Source organism: Gluconobacter vitians (assembly GCF_015244565.1).
Classification (GTDB): domain Bacteria; phylum Pseudomonadota; class Alphaproteobacteria; order Acetobacterales; family Acetobacteraceae; genus Gluconobacter; species Gluconobacter vitians.
On record NZ_JABCQG010000009.1, the window covers coordinates 94,787 to 118,048 of the forward strand.

A 23,262-nucleotide genomic window follows, 5' to 3' on the forward strand; every position below is an offset into this window, starting at 1 on the left:
ATGAGGTTCTCGGGTGGCGCCTCTGCCACGAAATGACCCTTTCAGACGGGGGCGACGGCGGATACGGAACAATGCTATGCAGGCCGCATGACGCGACGTTCCTTCCGTTCCCGTAATTCTCAGGGCTCTGGCAATCCACATGGCCCGGGCGCCACGCCTCCACGTCCCCCACGCTTCCGCCGCTACCGGCAGTCGCTGGCGATCATTGCCGGCGTGGGGCTGGTGGGGATCGCCGGGGCTGGCATCCTGAGCTGGACGACCTATGCCAAGCTCGTGGCGGATCTGCCGAGCGTGGACAGCCTGCGCGCCTATCAGCCGCCGACCGTCAGCCGCATTTATGCTTCCGACGACCGGCTGATGGCGGAGCTGGCGAACGAGCGCCGGATTTTCGTGCCGATCAATGCCATCCCTGAGCGGGTGAAGGATGCTTTCATCGCGACCGAAGACCATAATTTCTACACGCATGGCGGTGTGGATTTCATGGCGATCGGCCGTGCGGGGCTGACGGATATCTTTGCGCGTCATGGTCGTCGTCCGCTGGGAGCCTCGACCATTACCCAGCAGGTCGCGAAGGTCATGCTGCTCAACAGCAATGTTCTGAGCTTCGACCGCAAGATCAAGGAAGCCCTGCTCGCCATGAAAATGGAGCAGGTGCTGTCCAAGGACAAGATCCTCGAAATCTACCTGAACGGCATCTATCTCGGGAACGGTGCCTATGGTGTTGCCGCTGCCGCCCAGAGCTATTTCAACAAGCCGCTGGATCAGCTTGATGATGCCGAGGCTGCCTCACTGGCAGCCCTTCCTAAGTCACCCACGAATTATAATCCGTTCCTGCATCCGCAGGCCGCGATGGCGCGCCGTAATCTTGTTCTGGATCTGATGGTCGAGGCTGGTGTGCTGACACGCCAGGAGGCCGAACAGGAAAAGCAGGAGCCACTGGTCCCGCAGCAGAAGCAGCGTTTCGGGCCGCTGCCGGATTCCGAATGGTTCGGCGAGGAAGTCCGCCGCCAACTCATCGCCCAATATGGGCAGGAGCGGGCGGCTCAGGGCGGGCTGGAAGTCCATACCAGCCTCGACCAGAGCCTTCAGGTCACCGAGACGCGCCTTCTGCATGAAGGCCTGATGAACTACGACCGCGTCCATAGCGGCTGGCGGGGGCCTCTCCGCAACCTGCCGAATATTCAGGATGACGGCTGGGAAAGCGTTCTCGATCACGTCACGCCTCCGGGCGGTATGCTGCGTGAGTGGCGTCTGGCGGTCGTGCTGCCCGGTGGCACGCATGTGGGCTGGATCGAAGAAGGAACGGCCCGCAAGGGTACGCTTCTTGCAACGGATATTGTATGGGCGCGCCGGATGCATCCGCTCCGGGCCGGTGACGTCATCATGATCGAACCGCAGGAAAGTGGCTCCGCAGCCCTGCGCCAGATCCCGCAGGTCGAAGGTGCTGCTGTTACGCTGGATGTGCATACGGGCCGCGTTCTGGCGATGGTCGGTGGCTGGTCCTTCCATGAGAGCCAGTTCAACCGTGTGACGCAGGCGCTGCGTCAGCCTGGATCGTCCTTCAAGCCATTCGTCTATCTGGCTGCGATGGAGAAGGGGATTTCCCCATCCGAACGCTTCGATGATTCGCCCGTCTCATACGGTGATTGGCATCCGCAGAACTACGAGCACGATAACTGGGGCCCAACGACCCTGCATGATGCGCTGCGTGAAAGCCGGAACCTCGTGACGATCCGCGTTGCCGCCCATCTCGGCATGAAGGCTGTTGCTGATACGGCCATCCGCGCCGGGCTGGTGGCGCAGATGCCGCATGTGTTGCCTGCGGCCCTTGGCGCTGTTGAGACGACTGTCATGCGTGAGGCCGCGGCCTATGCCACGATCGCCAATGGCGGGCATATCGTCACACCGACCCTCGTGGATGACATTCAGGACCGCTCCGGCAGTGTCCTGTGGCAGGCAGGCGGCCTGAAACTTGGCACCATCATGCAGGCCCCACCCAGTGAACAGCCTGCTGTGGATGATGGCACGACGCCTCCGGCCCCCGAAGCGCCGTCCGCTGCACCTGTTGCTCCGGCCACTCCCGTGCCCGGCAGCGTGTCCGTCCCGGCTCTGACAGACATACGCCCGACCCTTGCAAGCGAGCAGAGCACGTTCCAGATCGTCAAGATGATGCAGGACGTGATTGCCCGCGGTACCGGTCGCATGGCCGGAGTGGGGATCGACCGTCCTGTTGCGGGCAAGACCGGTACCAGTCAGGATTTCCATGACGCCTGGTTTGCCGGCTTCTCGCCCGATATCGTCACGGTTGTCTGGGTCGGTTTCGACACGCCCCAGACGCTGGGTCGCAATTCGGATGGTGGCCGCGTTGCCGGACCGATCTGGAACAAGATCATGAAGGTCGCGCTCGCAAGCCGGCCGAAGCTGGATTTCCGGGTTCCGGACGGCATCACGCTGGCCAGCTACAACACAGGTCGCATTTCCGCGGTCGATGGCTTCAAAACCGATCAGGTTCCGGGTGCTTCCGTGGCACTGCATGGCTTTGGTGCAGGTACGGAAGCTCTGACCGCCGCCGATACCGGGGCCGATGCCGTGATTTCGGACTCCGAAAGTGACATGGCCCAGACGCCCGGTCAGCCGGGAAGCGCTTCGGGCGGCAGCGGTCCGGCAACGCCGGGACAGGCCCAGAAACCTGCTGCGTCCGATGGTGACATCGGCGTGGGCGGCCTATACTAAGACGCACCAGAACAGACCGAATGGGGCGGCATGAAACCGCCCTTTCAGTGGAGGACATTATGTCGGCCGAAACCGAGGCCCTTTCAGAACAGATCAAGCAGTCGGTGGCACTGCTGAGGAGGCATCTTTGACTGGGATGTCGCAACAACACGCCTCGCGGAACTGAATCACCGCGTTGAAGATCCCGACCTGTGGAACGATGCGGATGCCGCCCAGAAGCTGATGCGCGAGCGGACGACGCTGGCCAACCAGATCGAAGGCGTCCAGCAGATCGAAGCCGAGGTCGAAAGCACGCTCGAACTCGTCGAACTGGCGGAAATGGAAGGAGACGACAGTCTCGTCCAGGATGCCGTCCAGACCCTGCGGGGGATCGCCGAAGACGTCCACAAGCGTGAAATCGAAAGCCTGCTCTCGGGCGAAGCGGACAGCAATGACTGTTACGTCGAGGTGAATGCGGGTGCGGGTGGCACGGAGGCCCAGGACTGGGCCGAGATGCTCCTGCGCATGTACACGCGCTGGGCCGAGCAGCATGGCTACAAGGTCACCTTCATCGAAGGCAGCGAAGGCGAGCAGGCCGGCATCAAATCCGCCACCATTCAGGTGAGCGGCCCCAATGCCTATGGCTGGCTCAAGACCGAGGCCGGCGTGCATCGTCTGGTCCGGATTTCACCCTTCGATGCGGCAGCCCGTCGCCAGACATCGTTCGCGTCTGTCTGGGTCTATCCGGTCGTAGATGATTCGATCGAGATCGACATCAACGATTCGGATCTGCGTGTCGATACGTTCCGGGCGTCCGGTGCAGGTGGTCAGCACGTCAACAAGACGGATTCGGCCATTCGGATCACCCATGTTCCCACAGGGATCGTGGTGGCCTGTCAGACAGACCGCTCGCAGCACCGCAACCGTGCCAAGGCCATGGAAATGCTGCGTGCGCGGATGTATGAGGCCGAGCTTCAGAAGCGCGAGGCGGCGGCGGCCCAGACCGAGGCTTCCAAGACCGATATCGGCTGGGGACACCAGATCCGCTCTTACGTTCTTGCGCCGTATCAGCTGGTCAAGGACCTGCGGACGGGGGTGGAAAAGGGGAACCCGGGCGCCGTGCTCGATGGGGCCCTGGACGACTTCATGTCGGCTTCTCTGGCGCAGAGCGTGGGTGCTACCCGTTCGGAGGCCAGCGCCACGGCCCAGTAAGGGCAGTCATTATACCGCTCCCGATGATGTGCGGGAGCGGGCGTATCCTGACCGGAACGGATTCGCTAGGGCGCCGGAACAGTTCTCTGTTCCGGCGCCCTATTTTCTTAAATCTGTCACGGTGCCATATCGTGAAATTGCGCTATGGTGATTTCCAGCGACATTTTCGTTTGGATGAAGTCATCCAGAACCAAAGATTATGTCGTCAATATGAAAAAATCGTTTCGATAAAGGCAATAGCCGGCTTGACAGCATGGCGGTTAGACTGCCCAATCAGCATATCGGGTATGTCCTTACGGCATATGAAGGATTTCATGTGTTCGCAGTGAGGGACCCCGATGGAAACACAGAAATCGGGGGCACCGCACCCGGCAGATGTGGATCAACGCCGGTGTCAGTGAGGGGTAAGAAGGTTTCGACATGAAGAGCTACGCCGCACAGCAGCGCAAGCCGACAGACTACATTGTCGCGATCGTCGTGGCCGTGCTGGCTATGGGCGCCGTGATCTATGCGCTCATGAGCGGTGCTGTGAGCAAACTGGTCCAGGAAAAGCCGCCTATCAAGACGGAAGTCATCAAGGAACAGCCCAAGCCACCGCCGCCACCGCCACCGCCGCCGCCGCCGCAGATGGAACAGCCGCCACCGCCGTACATTCCGCCGCCGAAGATCAGCGTTCCGCCGCCGCCGAAAGCGGTCCAGCGGGTCACGCACACCAAGCCGCCGCATCCGGTGCCGCCCAGCCCGACCCCGTCGCCAGAGCCCGTTCCGGCTCCGCCGCAGGGACCGCCAGCTGACGCAGTTCCAGATCATTCGGCTGGTGCACGACCGATCAACGGTGCGCAGGCGCAATATCCGGATGAAGCCATGGAAGAAAACCGCGAAGGTCACGTGACCGCATCGTGTGACATTCTTCCGAGCGGCAAGACGGCAAACTGTACCATTGTGAGTTCAAGCGGTGGTCACGAGTTCGTGGAAAGTGCACTCGACTTCCTTCGTCGAGCCCGTTACCAGCCTGCCGTCGTAAACGGCGCCCCGGTAACAGAGCATCACCACGTGCTGCACATCGACTTCACGATGGGTGACGACTGATCTTTCGACTACCGTCAAATAGAATTGTCCTGTCAGGGTCTCCAAACCTGGCAGGGCTCAGAAAAGGGCCGGTCTCCATATGGCCGACAACCCAGCAAGCTCCGAAAACGGGCATCTCTAACGAGGATATGGAGTTCATGACCAGACTGTTCCGCCTTCCTGCCCTTGCCGTTCCGACGAAGGCGCGTGCCGTCCGGGCCAGCGCACTGGCTCTGACGCTGGCCCTGGCTTCCGGTGCCGTTGCACCGGCCGTCGCTTTCGCCCAGCCGGCTCCGGCTGACCAGAGCGCTCCTGCAGCGGCTCCGGTGGATCCCTCTTCCAGCCCGGCTACCCCGACGACCTCCGCCGATCCGGCTGGCGCCCCGGCTGCTTCCGCTCCGAATGATGCTGGCGCACCTGCCGGCGCTCCGGCCGACAGTGCTGCTCCTGCCGATCAGTCTCCCGCCGCAGCCGCAACGCCGGGCGAGAGCGCAACCGCAACGCCGGAAGCACCTGCTCCGCAGGGCAACCCGTACGGCCTCGGCGCCCTGTGGGCCAATGGTGATGCGATTGCCCGTGGCGTTCTGATCATCATGGTGATCATGTCCGCTGGTACCTGGATCATCATGGTCATGAAGTTCCTGGAACAGGGCCGCGTCTTCGCAGCGTCCAAGGAAGCTGCACGTGAGTTCTGGACCAAGCCGTCCGTTCACGATGGTGCTGCTGCGCTGAAGCCGTCTTCGCCGTTCCGCTACATCGCCGAGACGGGCATCGTGGCTGCCGAGCACCACGAAGGCTCCATGCGTGACTCGATCGACCTGCCGTCCTGGACCGAAATGTCCATCTCGCGCTCGGTCGACACCATCAACACCCGTTTGCAGGGCGGTCTCGCCTTCCTCGGTACGGTGGGTTCCACGTCGCCGTTCGTCGGTCTGTTCGGTACGGTCTGGGGTATCTATCACGCCCTGACGGCCATCGGTATTTCCGGTCAGGCCTCCATCGACAAGGTCGCTGGTCCGGTTGGTGAGTCCCTCATCATGACGGCCATCGGTCTCGCCACCGCTGTTCCGGCCGTGCTGGGTTACAACCTGCTCGTCCGCCGTAACAAGGGTGCCATGGATCGCGTCCGCAACTTTGCTGCCGACATCCAGTCCGTCCTGATCGGCGGTTTCCGTCACGGTGTTGCTCCGGCCGAGGGCGGCATGGCTGTCCCGACCACCATCACCACCAGCGAGCGGATCTGATACCATGGGAATGAACGTCGGAGGAGGCGGCGGTGACGACGAGGTGGTGTCGGCAATCAACACCACCCCCCTCGTCGACGTGATGCTGGTGCTGCTGATCATCTTTCTGATCACCATCCCCGTCGCCACACATACGGTGAAGGTCAAGCTGCCGGTTGATGCCAATCAGCCGACACAGACCAAGCCGGGCAACGTTGTCCTGGCCGTGAATGCAAACGGTCAGGTGTTCTGGGACACGACACTCGTCCCGAACCACACCGAACTGCTGAACCGCCTCGTCGAGGCGGCCAAGCAGAAGCCGCAGCCGCAGATCCAGATCCGCGGTGACCAGGCTGCCAAGTATCTGGCAGTCGGCCAGGTGGTTGCAACCTGCCAGGAAGCAGGGATCGCCCACGTGGACTTCATTACCGAGCAGCCTCACTCGAACTGAGGTCGTGTCGGGCCGTTTTGAACGAAGCGGCTCGTTCCTGCTTTCACGTCACCCTTTTGGAGAACCGCCGTCATGGGCATGAGCGTCGGATCTGACAGCACGCACGAAGACGAAGGCATTGTCGATATCAACACCACGCCGTTGATCGACGTGATGCTGGTGCTGCTGATCATGCTGATCATCACCATCCCGCTTCAGACACACTCGGTGGCGATCGATCTGCCTCAGGGCAATCCTCCCCCATCGACCGTACAACCTAAGCTCGTGACCGTCAGCATCGGCTACGACAACAGCATTTCCTGGAACAACGAGCCGATCACGTCCGAGGCCTCTCTTCAGGCCCATTTCGAAGCTGCCGCAGCAATGCCGGACCAGCCTGAAATGCATATCCATCCCGATCGTCTTGCTGACTACAAGACGGTGGCCCATGTTATGGCGGATGCACAGCGTCTCGGCATGACCAAGCTTGGAATTGTCGGTCTGGATCAGTTCATGGAAGGACAGTAATTCGTGTCTTTGTCCCTTTACCGCCGTCTGAGCGCCCGTAACCTTCTGCTGGCCGGTGTCTTCGGTATCGCCGCGCTTGCCGGCTCCGCCCATGCTGACGATGTCCTCGGCCAGGCCGTTGGCAAGGATCTGCAGCAGGCCCAGAGCGCCTTGGCATCCAAGAACTATGCCAAGGCAATGGAAGCCGTCGACGCCGCAGACGCGGTCAAGGGCAAGACTGATTACGAAGCCTACACCACGGCCCAGATGCGCGCGGCCATCGCCGCGCAGTCCGGCAACACGGATGCTGCGATCAAGGCCTATGATGTCCTGATCAACAGTTCCCGTACACCGAAGGCTGCCAAAGGCCAGATGCTGATGGCACAGGCCACGATGGCCTACAGCGCCAAGCAGTACGCCCGCGCCATCCCGGCGACCGAGCGCTATCTGAAGGAATACGGCGCCGATCCGCGCATGCAGACGATGCTGATCCAGTGCTACTACCTGCAGCAGGACTGGAAGGGCACGGCCAAGGCCGCGCAGGAGCAAGTCGATGCTACGATCAAGGCAGGCAAGGTTCCGGCCGAAAACCAGCTTCAGATGCTGGCAACGGCCTATACGAATCTGAAGGACGCGGATGCCAAGACGCATGCTTATGTCCTGCTGGCCAAGTATTATTCCAAGCCTGACTACTGGTCGATGCTGATCCATGATCTGGTGGCAAATCCGAACCTTTCGCCGCCGCTCGTTTTCTATGTCGAGCGTCTGCGTCTGGCGACCGGTGTGCTCAAGGATCCTTCCGACTATCAGGACATGGGTGAGCGCGCCGTCCAGATGGGGCTGCCGCAGCTGGCACTTAACCTGCTGAACCAGGGTTATGCCAATCATTCGCTTGGCAATGGTCCGACCGCAGCGGCTGACGCGAAGTTCCATGCCTTTGTGGCCCAGCAGGCTGCAACGAACCGGAGCCAGCTTGCCTCTGCCGTGACGCAGGCTGCTTCTGCTCCGAGTGCAGGCCCGGCTCTGACCGCTGGCTATAACCAGGTCCTGAATGGACAGGTTGATGCTGGTCTGGCTCTGATGAAGACGGGTTTGGGCAAGAACCCGCGCTATCCGGATCTGGCGCAGGTCGAATACGGCATGGCGCAGATGGATGGTGGCCAGAAAGCCGAAGCCATCAAGACGTTCTCTTCCGTGCAGGGCAATGGCCCGGCTAAGGATGTTGCTGAACTCTGGTCTCTGCTGCTGTCGCGTCCCGCGAAGTAAGACATCCGTCTTGGAGAAGCATGGAAAAGCCGGGGTTCTGCCCCGGCTTTTTTGTGTTCAGAACGGCAGGATCGCATCCATGACCTGCTGGCCATAGCGCGGGGTCTGAAGCTGGGTGAGCGTCCCGCGGCCTCCATAGGAAATCCGGGCTTCCGCCATGCGGTCATGCGTTACGGTATTGTCCGCCGTGATGTCCTGCGGACGCACAATGCCGCTGACTCCCAGTTCCCGCAATTCACTGTTCACCCGCACTTCCTGTTTGCCCATCACGACAAAATTGCCGTTCGGCAGAACCTGCGTGATGGTCCCTGCCAGACGCAGGGTTACGGTCTCGTTGCGGGTGATCTTGCCGGTCGCACCGGAATCACTGCTGCTGGCCGTGTTCAGACTGTCCGCGCCTGTGATCGAACTGATGACCTTGCCCTTGATGCCAAACAGATTGGGAATTCCAAATTTCTCGTCCGCGGTTCGGTCGGCCGTCGTCCCGTTGTTGAAGGCGGCGTTGTCCGTGATGTCCACGATGATCGTGACGAGGTCGCCGACCTGCGATGCGCGCTGATCCTTGAAGAATGCCTTGCTGCCGGAGCGCCAGAGACTTGCTGCCTCATCAGGAGGGGCCTGCAGGGGCGGCATCGGCATGGTGACGGGGCGATAGGAGTTTGCCCGCGTCGGATCCGTGATCGATGTCATGCGGGGTGGTCGGCCGATCTCGGACATCTGCGCGAGGGAGTTGCAGGCTGACAGGACCGGCAGAAGGCCGAGCAGCCCCAGAGTGCGAGCAGAATGTCGAAAAGCGTGCCGCATGAGAAAGGTGAGATCCGTCTGTTCCGTGTGATCCCAAGCAAACACGAGACCGGTAAAAAACCTGTTAAGACGCTGCTGCCATCGTGCATTAGCAAGACTCGGACGAGGAATTGCTGTCGGCAGGCCTCCGTTCTGAATGTCCTGGGTTCCTGCTGCGCCCTTGCCCTGTCGGGAGATGTGGCCGAAAACAGCATGGCGTGGGCTGACATTCCGGCCAGCCCGGGCCCATCCTGCCGGGAGACTGCCCCATGCCGACCGTTTCTGCCTCTTCCACCGCGGACAGGTTTTCCGCGTTCCAGTCCTGAGATGGGACTCCGGATTCTGCTGACCGGCGGGCAGGGATTTGTCGGCCAGCATCTCAAGGCCCGGCTTCAGGACCGCATTCCCGGACATGTCCTGCTGGAAGACCCGATGGACATCCGCGACCGGGCTGCCGTCGAGCGTTTCGTGCGGAATGAAAAGCCGGATGCCTGCCTGCATCTGGCCGCCGTCTCCTCGGTCGCACGTGCAAAGGCGGAAAGCGCCGATGCCTGGACGGTCAATCTGGACGGGACGCTTATCCTGGCCGAGACCTTCGAGACCCATGCGCCTCAGGCGAGCTTCATCTTCGTCTCAACAGCTGAAATCTACGGGGCCAGTTTCTCTTCCGGCCAGCCCCTCGACGAATCCGCTGTGATCGCGCCGGTCAATGCCTATGCCTCCAGCAAGGCGGCGGCCGATCTGGCGATCGGCAATCTGAGCCGGGAAGGGCTGCACGGCCTGCGTCTGCGCTCTTTCACCCAGGTGGGAACAGGGCAGGATGAAGACGCCATCCTGCCGTTTCTTGCCGCTCAGGTTGCCCGGATTGAAGCCGGGCAGCAGGCGCCGACCATCAGAGTGGGCCATCCCGACGCGGGCTTCGACGTCACCGATGTGCGCGACGCCTGTGACGCCTATATCAATGCGCTGGCTCTTCCCCAGCCCCTGCCGAACGGAACCGCTTTGAACATCTGTTCCGGCGTGACCCGCACGGTCCGTTCCATGGCCATTGATCTTCTGGACGTGGCTGGCGTCTCGGCGACCATTGAGGTCGATCCAGACATTCCCTGTCCGTCCGGCCTGCCTTCCATGCGGGGCAATCCGGCCGCTGCCCGGCAGGCGCTGGACTGGAGCCCGCAGATCCCCTGGCATGAGACGCTGGTGAGTGTGCTTAATGACTGGCGTTACCGGATCAAGCCCTGAAAATACCGGTCCGGCATCGTCTGATGCTGGACAGTCCGCGAGTGGGCCGTCATTTTCTTTATGGCCTCCTGTGAATGTCATCGCACCGGCGGACAGGACAGGATTATGGTCAGCAAGGCAGAACCGGAAACCGGAGTTCGTATGACGACAGACCCCCATGACAGTGAAATCACGGTGCTCGCCGCTGCGAACGGCCTGACCATCCCGTCCGAGTTCCATGCCGGGGTACGGTCCAATCTTGAACTCCTGCGCAGCTATGGCGCGCTGATCGAAGGGCTGGAACTTCCGGACCGCCTCGAACCCGCTTTCCGGTACGAACCATGAGCGGCCTTGAACAGCGCACGGTTGCGCTTGCCGCCAGCGTCCGCAAGGGCGAGCGCTCCGCACGCGATCTGGCCGTGAAGGCTCTGGCCGATATCGAAAGCCGGGACGGAAGCTATCACTGTGTCACGCGCCTGCTGATGCAGCGTGCTCTTGAAGCCGCCGAGAGGGTGGACCGTCTTGTGCTGCAGGGACGCGATCCCGGACCGCTTGCCGGTGTGCCGTTTGGCATCAAGGATCTGTTCGATGTCCGCGGCGAAGTCACGACCGCAGGCTCGAAAGTCCTCGCCAACGATCCGCCTGCCACGCAGGATGCCGTTGTGGTTGCGCACATGATTGCGGCCGGGGCCATTCCCATCGCCCTGACGAACATGGACGAATTCGCTTACGGGTTCGCCACGATCAATGCCCATTACGGCAACACCCGTAATCCGCATGCTCCCGAGCGTCTGGCCGGCGGATCGTCAGGCGGTTCGGCAGCGGGTGTGGCTGCTCGGATGTTTTCGGTAGGTCTTGGCTCCGATACGAACGGCTCCATCCGTGTTCCGGCATCGCTCTGTGGGGTGTGGGGTCTGCGGGCAACGCAGGGGCGGTTGTCCGTGGAGGGCAGCTACCCGTTCGTGCCGAGCCTCGATACGGTCGGCCCGTTCGCCGACAGTGCGGGCGGACTGAAAGCCTGTTTTGAAGCGCTCTGCGCCAGACCGTTGGCGGAAGTCGATGTCAGCAGCCTGCGCATTTCCCGGCTTGGCGGTTGGTTTGGCGAAAACATGTCGGCGCCGATGCAGACTGCGATCGATACGCTGTCCATGGCGCTGGGCGCTACGGATGTCGTGGAGATCCCCGAAGTGGCACGTGCACGGGCTGCGGCGTTTGTCATTAGTGCTTCCGAAGGGGCGGGGCAGCATCTCGGACGTCTGCGCACCCAGGCTGCAGACTATGATCCTGCTGTCCGTGATCGGCTGCTGGCCGGGGCTCTTCTGCCGTCCACACTGATCTTTCAGGCCCATCGCCTACGGCACTGGTTCCGTGACCGGATGCATGAGGCATTTGCGAAGACGGACATTCTGCTGGCCCCTGCGCTGGTCGGCGAAGCTCCGCGTTTCGATCAGCCGGAAATCGAAATCGGCGGCAAGATGGTCTCTGCCCGCGCAAATCTGGGTCTTTACACGCAGCCGCTGACGCTGGCGGGTTTCCCGGTCCTGACGGTGCCGATGAAGGTGCCAGGACTGCCGCTCGGTGCGCAATTGATTGCGCGTCCGGGCCGCGAGGACCAGCTCTTTGCTTTGGCTGAAAAGCTGGAAACGGACGGACTGGCGGAAGCCCGTCTGATCTGATTAACGTCCCAGTGCCTCGGCCATCTTTGCGTGGTCGAGGCGCTTTTCCCGGGCTGCGATCAGAACCGGGGCGACGCAGTTTCCTGCGAAATTGCCCACGGCCCGCGCGATCCCTGCAAACCAGTCCACTGCCAACAGCATCACCAGACTTGCGGGCGGGATGGATGGCACGCTTGCCAGTGTTGCCGCCAGAATGACGATCGCAAAACCCGGAATGCCGTGCGCGCCTTTGGAGGTGATCAGCGCTGTCACCAGCAGGGTTGCGATCTGCCAGACCGGCAGATGCGTTCCGGTAGCGTTGGCCAGAAAGATGACCGCCAGTCCCAGATAGATCGACAGTGCATCCAGATTGAGCGAATACCCGGCCGGCACCACGATCCCTACGACCTGACGCTCCACTCCGAGTTTTTCGAGCTTGGTCATCAGGCTGGGCAGAACCGCGTCCGATGCCGTGGTTGTGGCGACGATCAGCAGTTCTTCGCGGAAATAACGTGCAAACCGCAGTGGACTGACGCCCGCAAGCCGTAGCCCACCGCCCAGCGCGCCAATGATAAAGAGACCCACCAGCAGGAAATACAGTGCTGTGAACCCGGCCAGATGCCCGATCGTCTCCAGTCCGTAACGCGCCGTTGTTGTTACCATCGCGCCGAACACGCCCAGAGGAGCCACGCGGATGATGATACCCATCATGCGCGAAAACAGTTCGGAGATGCTTTCGATCAGCCGGACCAGAGGTGTGCTGCGTTCTCCCATGCCGCTCAGGCAGCATCCGGCAAAAATCGCGAAGACCAGGATTTGGAGGACGTTCCCCTGTGCGAAGGCTTCCGCTGGGGTGCGCGGCACGAGTGAGAGCAGGAATCCGCTGATGCCGCCCGCCCGCAGGCTCTGCGCATGGCCGCCATAGGACGCGATCATCTGCATATCTTCGACGCTCGGCACGAACCCGACGCCCCGACCGATTCCGAGCCCCATCGCCACCAGAACTGCTACGCCGAGCGCGAGTGTTGTCATGATCTCGAAATAGAGCAGGGCCTGTCCCCCCAGTCGCCCGACCGTTTTCAGCGATCCGGCCCCAAGAATCCCAAGTGTTACGATACAGAACAGCAGCGGCCCGACCGCCATGATGATGAGGCGCATGAACAGCGCCGTCATCCATCCCACATCATCTGCGAGGCCTGGGAAAAACAGTCCGGCGCCAAGCCCGAGTACCGTTGCCAGAACGACCTGCGCGAACAGATTTCCGGCCAGAGTTCTCACCACGCGGCAACGGCTCCGTCACTGCGTGGATCAGTGGCGCCTTCGAGACGTCCGTTTTCGTGGCGGATCAGCGCGCCGGCGTGACCCATGATGATGGACTGTTCGGGGAGTGCTTCAACCGTATGCCCGGCCGCTTCAAGCTGCGACATGACATTCGGACTGAATCCCGGTTCCACCTTGAGCGACAGGCTCTCGTCTCCCCAGGTGCGCCCGAGCAGCCAGCGAGGACGGCAGATTGCTTCCTGAAGCGGTACCCCATAGCGGACGTGACGGCTGAAGATCGCGGCCTGTGTCTGGGGCTGGCCTTCGCCGCCCATGGTGCCATAGACCATTGTGCGCCCGTCCCGCAGGCGTGCGGCAGCCGGGTTGAGCGTATGAAACGGCTTGGCTCCGGGGCGCAGAATGTTCCAGCCCGAATGGGCCAGCCGGAAGGACGATCCCCGGTTCTGCCAGAACAGTCCGCTCTGCGGCAGCATCACGCCGGAGCCGAATTCGAAATACAGGCTCTGGATCATGCTGACCGCAACGCCATCGCGGTCGATCGCCCCCATCCATGTCGTGTCGCCCCACTGCGTCTGCTCCGTCCAGGGCAGGGCATGGGTCATGGAAATGCGGGACGCCATCGCTTCCAGCCGTGCCGGATCGGCCAGCAAAGCCCGGGCCCGGGATTCCGAATGTTCGCTGCCATCCGTATAGCGGTTGCGGTAGAGGAACGCCTGTTTGGTGGCTTCGACCAGACCATGCACATGCGCAAAGCTCTCCGGCCCGTCCGCACGGCTCAGATGATCCGACAGGGCCAGGATCAGAAGCGAGGCCACGCCCTGTGTGGGCGGGGCGGTATTATAAAGGAAGCCATCGCTGGTCTGCACATGCAGCGGTTCCTTGACCTCTGCCCGATGCGCCAGAAGATCCAGTGACCGGACCGGACTGCCAGCCGCTGCCAGATCGGCGGCCAGACTGCGCGCCAGCGGCCCATTATAGAAACTGCGCAGTCCGTCCCGGTTCAGCATTCTCAGTGTCTGCGCCAGTTCGGGCGATTTGCGGATACTGCCCGCTGTCCAAGGTTTGCCTTCTGGAAAACAGATGCGCGCCAGTGTCGGATCCGACATGAGTTCCGGTTGCTTCTGGGCCAGAAGGGCCGCCTCGCTCTCTGAGACCACACGCCCATTCTCAGCATAAAAGATGGCGTCCCGCAGAAGCCGGTCCAGCGGGAGGGGCTCGCGGATATCGCTGCTCAGTTCCAGCGCCTTCTCCCAGCCCGAGACCGTCCCGGCCACCGTATTGGCCGCAAGCCCGCCACGCCAGGGAATGACGTTGTGCCCGGCCTCGGCATACACCGCATGATCCGCGCCCATGGCCAGCGCCCCGCAGGCGTCAATGGCCACAGTCCGTCCATCAGGATAGCAGATCAGCCAGAACGCATCCCCGCCCAGTCCCGTCATGTGCGGATAGACGACTGCCAGCGTGGAGGCCGTGGCCACGATCGCTTCAATCGCCGTTCCGCCCTCGCGCAGGACATCCAGCCCCGCCTGACTGGCCAGATGATGCGGAGACGTTACCATTCCGCCGAGAGCATTGGGTGTCAGCATGGCGGCGTCCTCAAAGGGGCATGAGATCGGGTTGCAGGCGTGGAATATGAGCGCAGAGCGTCCGGATCAGCAGTTCTTCCGGCCCCTGCGCCACCTGATGGCGGGTGGACGCAATGAACTCGACCTGTGGCATTTCCGGCAGCAGTCCCGACGCACAATGCGACAGATGCTCCACGTTGCGCAGGAAAGCCGGCTGCGGGGTTACACCATATCCGGCGCGCACAGCCGCCAGAAGCGCGCCGAGACTGCCGCTGGTAAAGGCCAGATGCCAGGCGCGCCCGGCCTTGTTGAGCGTTTCGATCGCCAGCCGCCGTGTGACGCTGCCATCGGGGAATGTCACGAGCGGAATGGACTGCTCGGCCGGAAACTCTGTTCCCGCAGGCGCATACCAGCGCATGTCCTCGGTCCACAGCTTCTGTCCGCGTGTCTCCGTCGTGCGCCGCATCCCGCACCAGACGTCCAGTTCTCCCTGTTCCAGAAGCTGCGCCAGATAGGCCGATAGCCCGACTGTCATGGTGATCTGAAGCGAGGGATGAGACGCGCGGAATGTTCCGAGGATTTCGGGAAACCGCGTCAGAAGCAGATCTTCCGTTACTCCCAGACGGATCGTCCCCCTTGGAGCCTCCTGCCGGAAACGGGACAGGATACTGTCCTCACACTGAAGAAGCTGCCGTGCCAGACCAATCAGTGCCATGCCGTCTTCCGTCAGCCGCACACTCTTGGTGCTCCGGGCCAGAAGGCGCGTTCCAAGCTGTTCCTCCAGCCGGCTGACATGCTGGCTGATCGTGGACTGGCTTACTCCCTGACTCTGCGCGGCCGACGTGAAATGCAGCGTTTCCGCGACCGCGAGAAAGGATTGCAGATGGAACGGGTCGAGATGCATCTGATCTTTCATCCCGATATGTGGGACCATATTTATTGGCAGGTCAACTTGATCTGACTCCGTTATGAGAGCACAGTTCCACTCGTCTTGACACATCATCCCTAACAGGAGCCCCCATGACAGCCCACGGAGCCCGCGCCGTCGAGCGGTGCCGTATTCTCGCGGATGTCCCTTTCAGCGAGACACCGGGCAGTCTGTTCCGCTTCTGGCTCGGTCCTGCCTATCAGCGCACACTCACGCAGGTTGCGCAGTGGATGGAGGAGGCCGGTCTGACCACCCGTCTGGATGCGGCCGGGAGCCTGATCGGTCGTTATGAGGGCCTGACGCCCGGCGCTCCGGCGCTGATGATCGGCTCCCATCTCGATACGGTTCGTAATGGCGGGGCCTTTGACGGCAATCTCGGTGTCATGCTGGGGATCGAACTGGTCTCCGCCCTGAATGAAGAGGGCACGCGCCTGCCATTCGCCATTGAAGTCATGGGCTTCGGAGACGAGGAAGGTTCGCGCTTTGCGGCTCCCATGATCTGCTCCCGTGCCATGGCCGGGCTGATTGAGTCCGTTCCTGAAGGCATGACGGATGCGTCCGGTGTGACCGTGGCGGAAGCCATGATCCGTTACGGCCTCGATCCCGCCGGTCTGAGCGAAGCCGCCCGTCGCCCGGATGAACTGATCGCCTATATCGAACCCCATATCGAACAGGGCCCGGCCATCGAAAGCGCGGATGGTGAGATCGGCGTCGTGACTGCCATCGCCGCCCAGACCCGTCAGCGCGTGACCGTTACCGGCCAGTCCGACCATGCGGGCACGACGCCCATGACCATGCGTCAGGATGCCCTGACGGCGGCTGCTGAAATGATTCTTGCGGTCGAACGCAATGGTGCGTCAGGGGGTGCCACGCAGGTCGCTACGGTGGGCCAGATCGACGTGACGCCAAACACATCGAATGTCATTCCCGGCGAAGTCCGCTTCTCGCTCGACATGCGGGCCGAAACCAACGAAGCCCGTGATGCCATGGCCGATGCGATCCGCACGGATTTGCGTGCCATCGCTGACCGGCGCGGTCTGGGCATTGCGTTCGATACCCCGCAATACCTGCCTGCCGCCGCCTGTGCGCCCGCACTGGTGGACGGTCTGGCGCGGGCCGTCACAAGCGTCACCGGTCGCCCGGCCCAGCGTCTTTTGAGCGGTGCGGGGCATGACGCCATGGCCATGGTCGATCTGTGTCCGATGGGGATGCTGTTCATCCGCAGCCCCGGCGGCCTGAGCCATCATCCCGATGAAACCGTCCGCGTGGGAGATGTCGATCTCGCCCATCGCGCGCTGCTTGCCTTCGTCAAGGAGTTCCAGTCATGACCCATCCCGCAACTTTCGCCCAGCTTGATCCGCCGTCCCGTCTGCTGATGGGTGCGGGACCGACGAACGTCCATCCGCGTATCCTCCGCGCCATGTCCTATGACGTGATCGGCCAGATGGACCCGGAAATGACCGCCTATATGGACGAGGTCATGGCCCTGTATCGTGAGGTCTTCCGCACGAAGAACCACTGGACGCTGCTGGTGAACGGTTCCGCCCGCTCGGCCATTGAGGCCGCGCTGGTTTCGCTGGTTTCGCCGGGCATAAAGGTCGTCATTCCGCGCTTTGGCCGCTTCGGTCTGCTGCTGACGGAAATCGTTCATCGCTGTGGCGGCGTGCCCTGCACGGTGGATGTGGAATGGGGGCAGGTCGTCGATCCGGCCGCCATTGAAGCTGCTATTATCGAGCATAAGCCCGGTCTGGTCGCCTGTGTTCATGGTGATACCTCCACCACGACCGCTCAGCCGCTCGAAGAGATTGGCCGCATCTGTCGCAAACATGATGTGCTGTTTTATGTGGACGCCACGGCCACGCTCGGCGGCATGACGTTCGAGACCGACGCCTGGAACATCGACGTTGCCACGGCCGGTCTGCAGAAATGCCTGAACGGCCCTCCGGGCTCGGCACCCATCACACTGTCCGAACGCGCCGTTGCCGCTATCCTCAAGCGCCGCCATGACGAAGCTGGCATTGCCACCGGCCAGCCGCAGGGTGATGGTCCGGTTATCCAGTCGAACTATTTCGATCTGGCGATGCTGATGAACTACTGGTCCCCGGCGCGGATGAACCATCATACCGAAGCCACGTCCATGCTGTACGCCGCCCGTGAAACAGCGCGCCTGGTCGTGGAAGAGGGTGTGGAGGCCCGGGTTGCCCGTCATGTACGGGCAGGGCGCGCCATGGTCGCCGGGCTGCGCGCCATGGGCCTGAAGGTTTATGGGGACGATGCCACGCGCATGAGCAATGTCACGGGCGTCTGGGTGCCGGAAGGTGTGGACAATACCCGCATTCGTCAGCTTATGCGTGATGATTTCGGGATCGAGATCGTCTCGTCCTTTGGTCCGCTGACCGGAAAGATCTGGCGTATTGGGGCAATGGGCATCAATGCCCGCAAGGACAAGGTCCTGCTCACGCTTGCGGCCTTCGATTCCGTGCTGGCCGGCGAGGGTGTAAAACTCAACCGCGGCTCAGGCGTGGATGCAGCCCGCGCCGCCTGGGACGCTGCCTGATCGGTCTTCGGACCGGAAGTTCTATTCCTTCGGATGGTTCTTCCGGCCCGATCCGCTTTTCTTTCCGCCACCGTCTTCCTTGTTGACGGTGGCCCAGGCTCGGCGCTCGGCTTCCTTGTCGGAGACGCCACGCTTTTCGTAGCCTTCCTCGATATGCTCTGCCTGACGTTTCTGCTTGTCCGTATAGGCTGACTTGTCTCCACGAGGCATGATCCTGCCCTCCTGTATGAGATCCAGCCTCCTCTACGCCCGAACCCGGCGCGCGTTCCCGGTAGTCGGCCATACACAAACAGGTGTGCGGGGTTGATCCGAACTCCCCGTGGCGCGAGCATTCCCGCACATCTTTCCGGCTGGAGAACACGCAGAATGTCGATCGTCTTCCATCACACGCCCGAACGCGCGAAGGTCTGGGGCGAGAAGTTCGCGAAGGCTCGGCCTGACATGCCGTTTTATGTCTGGCCCGAAACCGGCCCGAAAGAGGATGTCCGCTATCTCGCGGCCTGGAAGACACCGGACGACCTCGCCACGCTTTTTCCCAATCTTGAAGTTCTGTTCTCGCTGGGCGCAGGGATCGATCAGCTCAATCTCGCCAATGTGCCTCCGGGCGTAAAGATCATCCGGATGGTGGAGAGCAGTCTGGTGGAGGGCATGATTGAATATGTCCTGTGGGCGGTTCTGTCCTTTCACCGGGACATGTTCCGCTATGCCCGCCAGCAGCGCGAACATGTCTGGGATGGTTCGCATAACCGCCCGGCGAAGCTCTACCGTGTTGGCCTCATGGGTATGGGAGAACTGGGCAGTCCGGTTCTGGAGAAGCTCGTTTCCTTCGGATACGAGTGCCGGGGCTGGAGCCGCAGTCGCCGCGAGGTTCCGGGCGTAAAGTCCTTTGCCGGGGCAGGGGAGCTGGATGCGTTTCTGGCGGAAACCGACATTCTGGTCTGTCTCGTTCCGCTGACGGACGCTACGCGCGGCATCCTCAATCGCAGCCTGTTTGAAAAGCTGCCGAAAGGGGCCTGCCTCATCAACTGTGGCCGTGGTGGCCATCTGGTGCAGGACGATCTGATTCCCGCTCTCGACAACGGCCAGCTCTCACAGGCCGTGCTCGACGTTGCCACACCCGAACCATTACCGCCCGAACATCCGTTCTGGGATCATCCGCGCATTTTCCTGACCCCGCATATCGCCAGCGCCGCCCAGTCGGACACTGCAGCCGAGGCCGTTCTGGCCAATCTGCGGCGCTACGAAGCCGGTGAACTCATGACCGGCGTCATTGATACCGGACGCGGCTATTGAGGTCTCGAAGCGGTTTTTGCATTTTCCGGCTTGCCAACCCCCAAGGGCTCGGTTAGAACGCGCCCACCTTGATGGGTGCGCCGGTGTAGCTCAGCTGGTAGAGCACGTCATTCGTAATGATGGGGTCGGGAGTTCGAATCTCTTCACCGGCACCATCAAGGTCTTCCGAAAATCCGGATCTGTTATGGTTGTGTCCACTATACTGGACACAGATAACGGTCTTTCTCTCCAGGATCCGGATCTTCACAATTTTTCAAAATATTGCGGATACAACCGGCTTCCTCTGGGCAATCCGCCTGTGATGGGACTACGATGGATGTCGATATCCCGATGCAGAGGGCTGCCCGACAAGGGCGGACTGTCAAAAGACGGCTCCCTGCGTTAGGTTAGGAGCCCGATGTCTGACCGTTTCCATAAACGACTGTGGCGCAACGCCGTCAGCTTTTCCCGCAGTCAGGAGCCTCATGCTTCCATCCATGCGGTGGAAGGCCTGCGCGAATGCCCGACCTGCGGCCTTTTCCAGCACGTCCCGCGCCTGAAACCCGGACATCTCGCTGAATGCCTGCGCTGCGGCTGCCAGCTGGCCCGCCGCCGCAGGACGTCCCTGATCGGCGCTCCGGCGGCTTTCTGCATCACATCGGCTGCGCTCTACATCACGCTTCTCATCAGCTCCCTCATGACGCTGAACGTCTACGGGCGTGAAAACACCGTCTCACTGATGAGCGGTCCGATCGAACTCGGACATCAGGGCTATGGCGCAATCGGGGTTCTCGTCGCACTGGTGACGATCCTCATGCCGGGCGTCATTATTGGTCTGATGGGCGCCATTCTCTATGGCGCTTCCCGCCCGCACATGCCCGACTGGACCCCGCGACTGCTCACCTGGTACGACCGCCTGCGCGGCTGGTCGATGGTGGAAGTCTACGTCCTCGGCGTGCTTGTGGCCTACACCAAACTCGTGGATCTCGCTCTCGTCATCCTTCAGCCCGGCGTCTATCTTCTGGGCGGCCTGATGCTGAGCATGGCCGCCGTGGACTCGACCTTCGATGCCGAGCGGATCTGGCGCAGCCGCGACATCAGCCCCACGCTGGATGATCACCAGGGCCATCTGCTGGATGTCGCCCATCTCGATGCCCGTAACGGTGTCATCCCGCCTGTAGAACACATGCTCTCCTGCCATGCCTGCAATCTGGTGCTGGCTTTCGACCATGCCGTGCCGCAGGAAGAGGACATGGGAGACTGTCCCCGCTGTGGCCAGATCCTGCGCCGGCGCAAACCCCAGAGCCTCTCTTCGGCCACCTGCCTTCTCGTGGCCGGTGTCGTGTTCTATCTGCCGGCCAATCTGCTGCCGGTCATGACCTACACCAAGGTCGGGCATGGCGCGCCCAGCACCATTACCAGTGGTGTGATCGAGCTGTGGCAGGCCGGGATGATCCCGCTGTCCCTGCTGGTGCTCTTTGCCAGTATCACTGTCCCGGTGCTCAAGATCATCGCCCTGACAATCATGATCATCTGTACCCGGCTCAGATCCAGCTGGCAGCTGCGGCATCTGGCGAAGCTCTATCGCCTTGTCGTCATCATCGGTCGCTGGTCCATGATCGACGTTTTCATGATTTCCATCCTCGTTGCCGTCGTGCATTTCGGTTTTCTGGCCAATGTCACGGCCGATCCGGGGATGGTCTGCTTTGCGCTGGTGGTGATCCTGACCATTTTCGCCGCAGAGCTGTTTGATCCCCGCGGAATGTGGGATGCCGCCGGCCTGAATGGTGCGGTCGCCAGTCCCGCGACGGGCAACCGGGAGCCGGAGACACCGTCTTCGGACGCTCCCGTTCCCCATCTGCCTTCTTCTGACCCTACTGACATGGAGCCTGGACGCGCGTGAGCGATTCCCGAAACAACCGGGGGGAGCCAACGGTCTCGCCGAAGGAAGCCCCGGTGCGCCGCACCCGCTTCTCCCTTATTCTGCTGATTCCGGTGGTGGCCATCCTCATCGCCGGATGGCTGGCGTGGGAGCATTTCGCAACGCGTGGTCCCGTCATCACCATCACGTTCGAGACCGCGGACGGCCTGACTCCCGGCCAGACGCAGGTCAAGAACAAGGCCGTGACCCTGGGTACCGTGCAGGACATCACCCTGAGCGACGACATGAAACATGTCGACGTGACGGTCCAGATGAACGCCAACAGTTCCCATATCCTGACCGATCACACCCGGTTCTGGGTCGTGCGTCCGCGGATCAACGGCGCCAGCATCACCGGTCTCGATACGCTGTTCTCGGGCGCCTATATCGCTCTGGACCCCGGCACGGATGACGGCCATTACCAGAAAGCCTTCAAGGGCCTGGAATCACCTCCCGGCGTCCGCTCGGACCAGCCGGGCGAGACGTTCTGGCTGGTATCCCCGTCGCTGGGCTCGCTTGGTCCGGGGTCGCCGGTGTTCTTCCGCGACCTGCGGGTGGGTGAGGTGCTCGGCTATACGATGCCGCAGGGCGGCAAGGGGCCCATTGTTATCCAGGCTTTCGTCAAGGAGCCGTATGACCACTACTTGCGCACGGACAGCCGCTTCTGGAACGTCTCCGGCGTTCAGGTGGGTCTCGGGGCCGGCGGCCTGAAGGTTCATCTCAAATCGCTTCAGGCGCTGTTTTCGGGCGGTATCGCCTTTGGACTGCCGGAGCGTCGTCGCAACATCGATCTGCCGGACGCGCCCGCCAATTCGGTCTTCAAGCTTTATGCCAGCGAGGCTGACGCCGACAACGCCCGTTATCACAAGCGCCTGCGTGTCGTGACTTACATCAACTCGTCCGTCAAAGGCCTCACGAGCGGCAGCCAGGTCACCATGTTCGGTCTGCAGATCGGCACGGTCAACGATGTCCGCCTTCTCCTCGAAGGCCCTACGAAGCTCCCCCGTGTCCGTGTGGACATGGAACTCGAACCCGAGCGTATGCTGTCAAACTGGGATGACCGGATCGAGAACAGCAAGGAGCCGCCCGTCGAGAAATATCTTCAGGCCTTTGTCGCTGACGGAATGCGCGCCTCGGTCCAAAGCGCCAGCTTCCTGACCGGCGAATCCATGATTGCTCTGCAGTTCGTCAAGAATGCGCCTGCCACCACCCTGACCTATGAAGGTGACGTTGCGGTGCTTCCAAGCCAGGCTGGCGGAATGGATGGCATCATGGAGTCTGTCTCCACCATTACCGACAAGATCGCAGCCATGCCGCTGACCGAAATCGGTGGTCATGTGAACGATCTTCTGGCGCATGCGGATGGCCGTCTGAACAGTCCTGAAGTCACGCAGTCCCTCGCGGCCCTGCGCGATTCGCTTCAGAACCTGAGCAAACTGACGAAGAATGCCAACCAGAACCTGCCGGCGCTGATGAAGGGCCTGCAGGGCACGCTGACCAATGCCCAGTCGGTTCTGGGTGCTTATGGCGGCGATACGGATTTCCACCGCAGTCTTCAGAACATGATCACCCAGCTGACCCAGATGTCCCGCTCCCTGCGGTTCCTGACGGATTATCTGGATCACCATCCTTCCGCTCTCATCACCGGCCGCAGGAACTGA

At 61.8% G+C, this 23,262-nt stretch carries 20 protein-coding genes and 1 tRNA gene; 16 read left to right on the forward strand and 5 right to left on the reverse strand.

Annotated features, from left to right (window positions below; all coding sequences use genetic code 11):
• The first annotated feature begins 87 nt into the window (after window positions 1–87).
• From HKD24_RS08530 to HKD24_RS08560, 7 genes are all read left to right on the forward strand, one after another.
• Window positions 88–2,733: a penicillin-binding protein 1A gene (locus HKD24_RS08530; RefSeq protein ID WP_194259906.1), complete on the forward strand. Its 2,646-nt coding sequence runs from the start codon at window positions 88–90 to the stop codon at window positions 2,731–2,733.
• Between the two features lie 59 nt (window positions 2,734–2,792).
• Window positions 2,793–3,924 (forward strand): peptide chain release factor 2 gene (gene prfB, locus HKD24_RS08535; protein ID WP_194259907.1). Its coding sequence is split into 2 segments (ribosomal slippage): window positions 2,793–2,861 and window positions 2,863–3,924, totalling 1,131 coding nucleotides; the frame shifts between segments, so codons are not numbered across the junction.
• Window positions 3,925–4,344: 420 nt separating this feature from the next.
• Complete coding sequence (locus tag HKD24_RS08540; protein WP_062500936.1) at window positions 4,345–5,013, forward strand: energy transducer TonB; 669 nt, start codon at window positions 4,345–4,347, stop codon at window positions 5,011–5,013.
• A 137-nt stretch (window positions 5,014–5,150) separates the two neighbouring features.
• Window positions 5,151–6,236 (forward strand): MotA/TolQ/ExbB proton channel family protein, encoded by a 1,086-nt coding sequence (locus HKD24_RS08545; protein WP_194259908.1) that lies wholly within the window; start codon window positions 5,151–5,153, stop codon window positions 6,234–6,236.
• A gap of 4 nt (window positions 6,237–6,240) precedes the next feature.
• On the forward strand, window positions 6,241–6,666 hold the full coding sequence (locus HKD24_RS08550) for an ExbD/TolR family protein (RefSeq protein ID WP_062446513.1): 426 nt from the start codon (window positions 6,241–6,243) through the stop codon (window positions 6,664–6,666).
• A gap of 72 nt (window positions 6,667–6,738) precedes the next feature.
• Window positions 6,739–7,173 (forward strand): ExbD/TolR family protein, encoded by a 435-nt coding sequence (locus HKD24_RS08555; protein WP_194259909.1) that lies wholly within the window; start codon window positions 6,739–6,741, stop codon window positions 7,171–7,173.
• A gap of 3 nt (window positions 7,174–7,176) precedes the next feature.
• The gene (locus HKD24_RS08560) at window positions 7,177–8,418 is read left to right on the forward strand and encodes a tetratricopeptide repeat protein (RefSeq protein WP_194259910.1); all 1,242 of its coding nucleotides are present in this window, start codon (window positions 7,177–7,179) and stop codon (window positions 8,416–8,418) included.
• A gap of 57 nt (window positions 8,419–8,475) precedes the next feature.
• Here HKD24_RS08560 and flgH read toward each other — a convergent pair whose 3' ends face one another.
• Window positions 8,476–9,222, reverse strand: a complete 747-nt coding sequence (gene flgH / locus HKD24_RS08565) for a flagellar basal body L-ring protein FlgH (protein WP_062507684.1) — start codon at window positions 9,220–9,222, stop codon at window positions 8,476–8,478.
• A gap of 306 nt (window positions 9,223–9,528) precedes the next feature.
• On the opposite strand from flgH, the gene HKD24_RS08570 reads away from it, so the two are divergent.
• The 3 genes from HKD24_RS08570 to HKD24_RS08580 all read left to right on the forward strand — a co-directional run bounded on the left by HKD24_RS08570 (window position 9,529) and on the right by HKD24_RS08580 (window position 12,098).
• The gene (locus HKD24_RS08570; protein WP_228124268.1) at window positions 9,529–10,443 is read left to right on the forward strand and encodes an NAD-dependent epimerase/dehydratase family protein; all 915 of its coding nucleotides are present in this window, start codon (window positions 9,529–9,531) and stop codon (window positions 10,441–10,443) included.
• Window positions 10,444–10,584: 141 nt separating this feature from the next.
• On the forward strand, window positions 10,585–10,767 hold the full coding sequence (locus HKD24_RS08575) for a DUF4089 domain-containing protein (protein WP_062500951.1): 183 nt from the start codon (window positions 10,585–10,587) through the stop codon (window positions 10,765–10,767).
• Window positions 10,764–12,098, forward strand: a complete 1,335-nt coding sequence (locus HKD24_RS08580) for an AtzE family amidohydrolase (RefSeq protein ID WP_194259912.1) — start codon at window positions 10,764–10,766, stop codon at window positions 12,096–12,098. The genes HKD24_RS08575 and HKD24_RS08580 overlap by 4 nt, the downstream gene beginning before the upstream one ends.
• On the opposite strand, the gene HKD24_RS08585 is transcribed toward HKD24_RS08580, so the two are convergent.
• Genes HKD24_RS08585 through HKD24_RS08595 form a run of 3 tightly spaced genes read right to left on the reverse strand, consistent with a single transcriptional unit; the run spans window position 12,099 to window position 15,827 of the window.
• A complete protein-coding gene (locus tag HKD24_RS08585) occupies window positions 12,099–13,358 on the reverse strand; it encodes a cation:dicarboxylate symporter family transporter (protein ID WP_194259913.1) in 1,260 nt (419 codons plus the stop codon).
• Window positions 13,352–14,944, reverse strand: a complete 1,593-nt coding sequence (locus tag HKD24_RS08590) for a gamma-glutamyltransferase family protein (RefSeq protein ID WP_194259914.1) — start codon at window positions 14,942–14,944, stop codon at window positions 13,352–13,354. The genes HKD24_RS08585 and HKD24_RS08590 overlap by 7 nt, the downstream gene beginning before the upstream one ends.
• A gap of 10 nt (window positions 14,945–14,954) precedes the next feature.
• Window positions 14,955–15,827 carry a LysR family transcriptional regulator gene (locus tag HKD24_RS08595; protein WP_228124269.1) on the reverse strand — a complete coding sequence of 291 codons (873 nt, stop codon included), beginning with the start codon at window positions 15,825–15,827 and terminating at the stop codon, window positions 14,955–14,957.
• Window positions 15,828–15,943: 116 nt separating this feature from the next.
• Here HKD24_RS08595 and HKD24_RS08600 point away from each other — a divergent pair, with 116 nt between their 5' ends.
• Window positions 15,944–17,179 (forward strand): allantoate amidohydrolase, encoded by a 1,236-nt coding sequence (locus HKD24_RS08600; RefSeq protein WP_194259916.1) that lies wholly within the window; start codon window positions 15,944–15,946, stop codon window positions 17,177–17,179.
• Window positions 17,176–18,408: a pyridoxal-phosphate-dependent aminotransferase family protein gene (locus HKD24_RS08605; protein WP_194259917.1), complete on the forward strand. Its 1,233-nt coding sequence runs from the start codon at window positions 17,176–17,178 to the stop codon at window positions 18,406–18,408. Before HKD24_RS08600 ends, HKD24_RS08605 begins: the two co-directional genes overlap by 4 nt.
• 21 nt (window positions 18,409–18,429) lie before the next feature.
• Here HKD24_RS08605 and HKD24_RS08610 read toward each other — a convergent pair whose 3' ends face one another.
• Complete coding sequence (locus tag HKD24_RS08610) at window positions 18,430–18,618, reverse strand: hypothetical protein (protein ID WP_194259918.1); 189 nt, start codon at window positions 18,616–18,618, stop codon at window positions 18,430–18,432.
• Window positions 18,619–18,774: 156 nt separating this feature from the next.
• Between HKD24_RS08610 and HKD24_RS08615 the strand changes: the two genes are divergently transcribed.
• The 4 genes from HKD24_RS08615 (at window position 18,775) to HKD24_RS08630 (ending at window position 23,262) form a co-directional block, all read left to right on the forward strand.
• Window positions 18,775–19,701: a 2-hydroxyacid dehydrogenase gene (locus tag HKD24_RS08615; RefSeq protein WP_194259919.1), complete on the forward strand. Its 927-nt coding sequence runs from the start codon at window positions 18,775–18,777 to the stop codon at window positions 19,699–19,701.
• A gap of 79 nt (window positions 19,702–19,780) precedes the next feature.
• Window positions 19,781–19,856, forward strand: a tRNA-Thr gene (locus HKD24_RS08620).
• A 242-nt stretch (window positions 19,857–20,098) separates the two neighbouring features.
• Window positions 20,099–21,583 (forward strand): paraquat-inducible protein A, encoded by a 1,485-nt coding sequence (locus tag HKD24_RS08625; protein ID WP_194259920.1) that lies wholly within the window; start codon window positions 20,099–20,101, stop codon window positions 21,581–21,583.
• On the forward strand, window positions 21,580–23,262 hold the full coding sequence (locus HKD24_RS08630) for a PqiB family protein (protein ID WP_194259921.1): 1,683 nt from the start codon (window positions 21,580–21,582) through the stop codon (window positions 23,260–23,262). The genes HKD24_RS08625 and HKD24_RS08630 overlap by 4 nt, the downstream gene beginning before the upstream one ends.

Coding starts and splice junctions, on each gene's coding strand:
- HKD24_RS08615 (WP_194259919.1), top strand. CDS start 18,775: ATGTCGATCGTCTTCCATCACACGCCCGAACGCGCGAAGGTCTGGGGC.
- HKD24_RS08610 (WP_194259918.1), bottom strand. CDS start 18,618: ATGCCTCGTGGAGACAAGTCAGCCTATACGGACAAGCAGAAACGTCAG.
- flgH (WP_062507684.1), bottom strand. CDS start 9,222: ATGCGGCACGCTTTTCGACATTCTGCTCGCACTCTGGGGCTGCTCGGC.
- HKD24_RS08530 (WP_194259906.1), top strand. CDS start 88: ATGACGCGACGTTCCTTCCGTTCCCGTAATTCTCAGGGCTCTGGCAAT.
- HKD24_RS08625 (WP_194259920.1), top strand. CDS start 20,099: ATGTCTGACCGTTTCCATAAACGACTGTGGCGCAACGCCGTCAGCTTT.
- HKD24_RS08580 (WP_194259912.1), top strand. CDS start 10,764: ATGAGCGGCCTTGAACAGCGCACGGTTGCGCTTGCCGCCAGCGTCCGC.
- HKD24_RS08590 (WP_194259914.1), bottom strand. CDS start 14,944: ATGCTGACACCCAATGCTCTCGGCGGAATGGTAACGTCTCCGCATCAT.
- HKD24_RS08600 (WP_194259916.1), top strand. CDS start 15,944: ATGACAGCCCACGGAGCCCGCGCCGTCGAGCGGTGCCGTATTCTCGCG.
- HKD24_RS08540 (WP_062500936.1), top strand. CDS start 4,345: ATGAAGAGCTACGCCGCACAGCAGCGCAAGCCGACAGACTACATTGTC.
- HKD24_RS08550 (WP_062446513.1), top strand. CDS start 6,241: ATGGGAATGAACGTCGGAGGAGGCGGCGGTGACGACGAGGTGGTGTCG.
- HKD24_RS08595 (WP_228124269.1), bottom strand. CDS start 15,827: ATGCATCTCGACCCGTTCCATCTGCAATCCTTTCTCGCGGTCGCGGAA.
- HKD24_RS08555 (WP_194259909.1), top strand. CDS start 6,739: ATGGGCATGAGCGTCGGATCTGACAGCACGCACGAAGACGAAGGCATT.
- HKD24_RS08605 (WP_194259917.1), top strand. CDS start 17,176: ATGACCCATCCCGCAACTTTCGCCCAGCTTGATCCGCCGTCCCGTCTG.
- HKD24_RS08570 (WP_228124268.1), top strand. CDS start 9,529: ATGGGACTCCGGATTCTGCTGACCGGCGGGCAGGGATTTGTCGGCCAG.
- HKD24_RS08575 (WP_062500951.1), top strand. CDS start 10,585: ATGACGACAGACCCCCATGACAGTGAAATCACGGTGCTCGCCGCTGCG.
- HKD24_RS08545 (WP_194259908.1), top strand. CDS start 5,151: ATGACCAGACTGTTCCGCCTTCCTGCCCTTGCCGTTCCGACGAAGGCG.